Source organism: Roseiarcus sp., from assembly GCF_052145395.1.
Taxonomy (GTDB): Bacteria; Pseudomonadota; Alphaproteobacteria; order Rhizobiales; family Beijerinckiaceae; genus Roseiarcus.
On sequence record NZ_JBKQOT010000911.1, the window covers coordinates 1 to 4,914 of the forward strand.

Consider the following 4,914-nt stretch of genomic DNA (forward strand, 5'->3'; position numbering starts at 1 on the left):
CGGTGGACTCCTCCGCGATCGTCATCGCGCCGGGGAACAAGCCGTAGATCAATTCGTTGGAGCGCTTCAGGAACGCGATGGCGTCGCGATTTTCATTGCCCCCTTCGGCGTTGGGCAGCCATTCGCCGGGCTTGCGCGAATAATCGAGATAGAGCATGGAGGCGACGGCGTCGACCCGCAGGCCATCGACATGATAACGGTCGATCCAATAAAGCGCGCTGGCGTAAAGGAAATTGGCGACCTCGTTACGGCCGAAATCGTAGATCGCGGTGCCCCAGTCGGGAGCATAGCCTCTGCGCGGATCGGCGTACTCATAGAGCGGACCGCCGTCGAAATGCGCCAGACCCTGCGCGTCGGTGGGGAAATGTGCGGGCACCCAGTCGAGGATCACGCCGAGCCCCGCCGCGTGCGCGCGATCGACAAGGCGCGCGAAGGCTTCGGGCTCGCCGAAGCGTCGCGTCGGCGCGAATAGCCCGATTGGCTCATAGCCCCACGACGCGTCGAGCGGATAGTCGCTGACCGGCAGCAACTCAAGGTGCGTGAAGCCGAGATCGACGGCGTAGGGAATCAGTTGATCCGCGAGTTCGTCATAGCTCAGGAATCGATTGTCGTTGCCGCGCCGCCATGATCCGAGATGGACCTCGAAGATCGAAATCGGCCGACGCCTCGCTTCGCCCTGCTTGCGGTTTTCGAGATAGTCGGCGTCGGTCCAGGCGTAATCCGTCGTACGGGCGACGATCGAGGCGGTCGAAGGTCGCATTTCCGCCTCGAAGCCGAAGGGGTCGGCCTTGAGCGGCTGCACAACGCCGTCGGCGGAAACGATCTCGTATTTGTAAACGGCGCCAGCGCCCAAATGGGGGACGAAGATCTCCCAAAGACCGCTGTCGATGCGCTTGCGCATCTGGCACTTGCGTCCGTCCCACTGATTGAAATCGCCGACCACCGAAACGCGCGACGCGTCGGGCGCCCAAACCGCGAAAACGACGCCGTCCACGCCTTCGTGGGGCCTGAGCTGCGCGCCCAGACGCCGATAGAGCTGCTTGTGCGAGCCCTCGACCAAGAGATAATCGTCGAGCGGCCCCAGCGCCGGGCCAAAAGCGTAAGCGTCCTCGTACGAATCGACGCCGTCGGCGCGCGTGACTTCGAGACGGTAGGTCGGGCGTTCCGCAGCGGCCGGGATCAGGGCCTCGAAGAAATCGCCCTCACGGCGTCCGAGTTCGGCGATCGGCGCCCCCGCGCGCGTGACCGCGCGCACGCTGAGCGCATCGGTGACGAAGGCGCGGATCACCCATCCGTCGTCCGTGAGGTGGGGCCCGAGGACTGCAAAGGGATCCTCCTGTCGCGCCGCGGCGATCGCGTCGACGTCTTCTTGTTTCGCTCGCCAGTTCTTGAGCATGTCGCTCCTCCTTTCAGGCGCACGCCGAAACGGAGCGTTCCCGATCCCTTGCACGTATTCACGCCTACGCGGCGGAATGACCTCCGAACCTTAACGGCCAGGCTTTGGCGGGGCCGCCATCGTGGCGTCGGCGGCGCGAGGCGCCGACGGATTGGCGCCTGTTCCAGGCCCTGGCGAAAACAGGGCCGAGATGGCGAAGACGATGAGCATCGTGATGGCGAATGCGCCAAACGCCATGACAATCTGCTGCTCCCGCAAGCCGGTCGCCGCAAATGCCTTATCCGAACTCCGGACATTGGGAGTTTGGCCCTTCGGCAACAGCGCAATGAGATCCGCAGCGCTCGTCTGTGACGGAACGGCGCTCGCCGGCTCGCGCGGCAGCGCGTCAATCAGCGCAGTCAATCGCTCGGCAGCCGCTTCCCTTGGCATTCGCGCCAGGCTCGTGGCCTCCTGCCAGGGATCGACGTCGAGCCGAGCAAGCGCGGAAAGGACACTGAGTGTCGTTCCATTGCGATCCTCGCCGATTGGCGCGCCCAGGAATTCGTCGAACTCAGGCCCGATGAGAGGCGACAGCGCGGCATGGGTCATGTGAGTATCCGATTCTCTCCTTTAACGCGGAAGCAAAGCGACGCCCGGCGTTCGTTGCATCAACCTGCATCAACAAATAGGGCGCGGCGACGGGCGCCGTCAGACTCGGAAACTACCCATATCGCCTGTCCGCTTTCAGTTGCACCGTGAGGGGAGCGCCGAACAAACACAGCGATCGGTCAATCCTGCCCGTGTCTAGGTATTTTCCGACCCTCCTTGTGCGACCCACTGTCCGCTATCCCTAGCGCAGCCTCGCGGAAGCGAGGGACCGCCGAATGGTCGGTAAGCGGCTGATTTTTGTCGTCTCGCCAATTTTGGGAGCGCGCTTTGGCTACGCCTCGCCTATCGTTACGCCGCTGGACGCTCATTGCCGCCGTGGCCGCGGTCACGCTCTGCGGCTACTTCGGCTGGCGCCATTTTTTCGGCAACGAAACTGGGACGGCAGGTCCGGGCGAGACCAATGGCTTACAGAAGCAGGCGGCCATCCCAGTCACCATCGCGCAGGCGAAAAAAGCCGATTTCCCAGTCTATTTGAACGGTCTCGGCGTCGTCGAGCCTTACCAGACCGTTCTCATCCGCAGCCGAGTAGACGGCGAGGTCACCAAGATCGCCTTCAAGCAAGGCCAGATGGTCAAGGAAGGCGATGTTCTCGTCGAGATCGATCCGCGCCCGTATCAGGCGGCGCTCGATCAGGCGGTTGCGAAGAAGGCGCAAGACGAGGCGAGTCTCAAGAACGCGCAGCTCGACCTTGTGCGCTACGCCGCGCTCGCCAAAGAGGATTCCGTCTCGCGGCAGAAGTTCGACACGCAGCAGGCGACGGTCGATGAACTCGTCGCGCAGATCAAAGGCGATCAGGCGTCCATCGACAACGCCCAGACGCAGGTGAGCTATACCACAATCCGATCTCCACTCACGGGGAAGACGGGCTTTCGCCTCGTTGATGCCGGCAACATCGTGCACGCGGCTGACACGACGGGCATCGTGACGATTGTGCAGTTGCAACCGATCTCCGTCGTGTTCACGGCGCCTGAGGAGGACGTGCCGCAGATCAATATAGCGCTCGCCGCGGGCGCCGTGCCCGTGACGGCGCTGAGTTCGGATGGGCTGAAGACGATTTCGCAGGGCCATCTCGCCGTCGTCAACGACGCGATCGATCAGGCGAGCGGCGCCATTCGGATGAAGGCGACCTTCGAGAATACGGACAACGCCCTGTGGCCCGGCCTGTCGGTAGCGACCCGCCTGCTGGTCGACACGCAGAGGCAAGTCACCGTGGCGCCCGACGGCGCCGTCGAACGCGGCCCGAACGGCCTCTATGCCTTCGTCGTCGGCAGCGACAATAAGGTTAAGATGCGGGACATCACGGTCGGTCAGGAAGGCGATGGGCAATCGGTCGTCTTGAAGGGTCTGTCGCCCGGCGAGAACGTGGTCACGGCGGGCCAATACCGATTGGTTCAAGGCTCGTTGGTCCAGTCGAGCGCGGCGAGTTCCGCGGCGGCGGCGCCGAATGCCCCTGTGAAGGCGCCCTGATCATGGCGGGCGGCATCTCCGAGCCGTTCATTCGGCGTCCGATCGCGACCTCGCTGCTGATGGTCGGCATCCTCTTCGTCGGCATTATCGCTTATCCGAGGTTGCCGGTCGCGCCGCTGCCTCAGGTCGACTTCCCGACGATTCAGGTTTCCGCGCAGCTCCCCGGCGCCAGTCCCGACGCCATGGCCTCCGCCGTCGCCCAGCCGCTCGAGACGCAATTCGCTCAGATTTCCGGCGTTTCGCAGATGACATCGACGAGCACGCTCGGCTCGACCGCCATCACCATCCAATTCGACCTCGACCGCGACATCGATGCGGCCTCGACCGATGTTCAGGCGGCGATCAACGCCGCCAGCGGGCAATTGCCGAAGAATCTGCCAAGCCCGCCGACTTATCGCAAGGTGAACCCGGCGGATTCTCCCATTCTCCTGCTCGCCGCGACCTCTGAAATCCTGCCGCTGACCGAGGTCGACGACAATGTCGAGACCAAGCTTGCCCAGCAGATCAGCCAGGTTCCGGGCGTCGCCCAAGTCAGCATCGCGGGTCAGCAGAAGCCCGCCATCCGGATCCAGCTCGATCCTGCCAAGCTCGTGGCCAATGGGCTGTCGCTGGAGGATGTGCGCACGCCGCTCTCGGTCACGACTGTGGATGAGCCCAAAGGCGCGATCAACAGCGGGGCGCGCTCTTTCACGATCTACACCAACGATCAGCTCGTCCGGTCCAAGGATTGGAACGACGTCATCGTCGCCTACCGCAATGGCGCTCCGCTGCGGGTGAGCGATATCGGCCAGGCGGTGACCGGCCCGCAGGACACGAAGCAGGCGGCCTGGGCCGATGGCAAGCGCAGCGTTTTCCTCGTCATCTATAAACAGCCCGGCGCAAACGTCATCGATACCGTGAACAAGATCATGGCCGAGCTGCCGCGCATCAAGGCCTCGATGCCGCCGGCGCTCGACATCTTCACGTTGAGCGACCGCACGCAAACGATTCGCGCCTCCGTTCAGGACGTGCAGTTCACGCTCCTGCTCACCGTCGCGCTCGTGGTGATGGTGATCTTCGTCTTCCTGCGCAGTTTGTGGGCGACGATCATCCCCAGCGTCGCGGTGCCGCTGGCGCTGCTCGGCGCCTGCGCGCTGATGTGGGTTGCGGGTTATAGCCTCGACAATCTGTCGCTGATGGCGCTCACGATTTCGGTCGGCTTTGTCGTCGACGACGCGATCGTGATGCTCGAGAACATCACCCGCTACATCGAAGCGGGCGACGAGCCGTTCGCGGCCGCGCTGAGAGGCTCGCGCGAGATCGCCTTCACCATCGTGTCGATCAGCATTTCGCTGATTGCGGTGTTGATTCCGCTCTTGCTGATGGGCGGCATCATTGGGAGGTTGTTCCGAGAATTCGCGGTG

The 4,914-nt window shown here is 63.5% G+C and carries 4 protein-coding genes; 2 read left to right on the top strand and 2 right to left on the bottom strand.

The annotated features are described in order from the left end of the window. Positions 1-1,396 (bottom strand): 1,4-alpha-glucan branching enzyme (glgB, locus tag ACLP25_RS31550; protein ID WP_442473029.1); only part of this gene is annotated, 1,396 nt, incomplete at its 3' end. A gap of 90 nt (positions 1,397-1,486) precedes the next feature. Beyond that, a complete protein-coding gene (locus ACLP25_RS31555) occupies positions 1,487-1,984 on the bottom strand; it encodes a hypothetical protein (RefSeq protein ID WP_442473030.1) in 498 nt (165 codons plus the stop codon). Positions 1,985-2,311: 327 nt separating this feature from the next. Here ACLP25_RS31555 and ACLP25_RS31560 point away from each other — a divergent pair, with 327 nt between their 5' ends. Beyond that, positions 2,312-3,511, top strand: coding sequence for an efflux RND transporter periplasmic adaptor subunit (locus ACLP25_RS31560; protein WP_442473031.1), 1,200 nt, complete (start codon positions 2,312-2,314; stop codon positions 3,509-3,511). Positions 3,512-3,513: 2 nt separating this feature from the next. After that, a partial coding sequence (locus ACLP25_RS31565; protein ID WP_442473032.1) for an efflux RND transporter permease subunit occupies positions 3,514-4,914 on the top strand: 1,401 nt, incomplete at its 3' end.

What these genes read in the sequence shown, in the direction of transcription:
- ACLP25_RS31555 (WP_442473030.1), bottom strand. Translation starts at nt 1,984, where the DNA reads ATGACCCATGCCGCGCTGTCGCCTCTCATCGGGCCTGAGTTCGACGAA.